This is a genomic window from Vibrio sp. 1731 (genome assembly GCF_033339955.1).
In the GTDB taxonomy this organism is placed as follows: Bacteria; Pseudomonadota; Gammaproteobacteria; order Enterobacterales; family Vibrionaceae; genus Vibrio; species Vibrio alginolyticus.
On sequence record NZ_JAWOVO010000156.1, the window covers coordinates 1 to 1,083 of the forward strand.

Here is a 1,083-nt window from a genome sequence, read left to right on the forward strand (position 1 = left end):
TCATTACTCAAGCAGGGCAAAAAGTGTATGACCAAAGCATTGCGATGGTTAATGCCGCGCAGCAAGCCGTTGAGCTATCTGCGGAAGAACATGCCGAACCAACTGGCGCGCTCACGGTAGCGGCACCAGAGGCGTTTTTAAACTCGGTCTTGCAACCGTTCGTGCTGCCTTTTTTGCAACGTTATCCAAAAATTCAGCTCAAGCTGCGCGCTGCCGACGGGGAAATCGACCTGTTTCGTCAGGGCATTGATGTCGCTTTTAAGCTCACCGATAAACCGGATGAGAATTTGGTGCTCAAGGAGATAAGTAAAACCAATCTGGTTTTGTGTGCCTCACCAGACTACCTTGCACAAAGAGGCATGCCAGAACATCCGACGCAACTTGAACAGCACGACTGTATTTACCTAGCGGAAAACGACAAAGACAACATTTGGTCGTTTTTTAAAGAAGAGGCGTTTCATTCCATTGCGGTCAGTGGTCGGTATGCGGTCAACCATTCGCAAATGCGCCTAAATGGCGTCAAAGCAGGTTTAGGGATTGGCATCTTCCACGATTTCGTGGTGAAAGAGGCATTAGAGCGCGGAGAAGTGGTCGAAGTGTTGTCCGATTGGATGATCAAAAGTAACTACCACGGTGCGGTCGCCATGCAGTACGCACAAACCAAATACATGCCTGCACGTCTGCGTGTATTTCTCGACTTTGTAAACGAACATCTCGTGTCTAAGGAACCCAACCATGTTTAATGCGATTCATCACGTCGCTATCATTTGCAGTGATTACCCAACATCAAAGCGTTTTTACACCGAAGTGCTAGGGCTAAAAATCATCGCAGAAAACTATCGTGAAACGAGAGATTCCTACAAACTCGACCTTGCGTTGCCGGACGGAAGTCAAATCGAGCTGTTCAGCTTTCCCGGCGCACCGGAGCGACCAAGCTTTCCGGAGGCGCAAGGCTTGCGACATTTGGCGTTTCAAGTCGACAACGTTGAAGAAGTAAAAACGTACCTCGAGTCCAAACACATCGCTGTTGAACCCATTCGCATTGATGAGTTTACGGGAAAAGCATTTACGTTCTTCCAAGAT

Annotated in this window: 2 protein-coding genes; both read left to right on the forward strand. The window is 48.3% G+C overall.

Going from position 1 to position 1,083, the window contains the following annotated elements; all coding sequences use genetic code 11:
• On the forward strand, nucleotides 1–743 hold a 743-nt coding region (locus R7035_RS25880), incomplete at its 5' end, for a substrate binding domain-containing protein (protein ID WP_318146402.1).
• The coding region (locus tag R7035_RS25885) for a VOC family protein (protein WP_318146403.1) at nucleotides 736–1,083 on the forward strand (348 nt) is incomplete at its 3' end. The genes R7035_RS25880 and R7035_RS25885, both read left to right, overlap by 8 nt.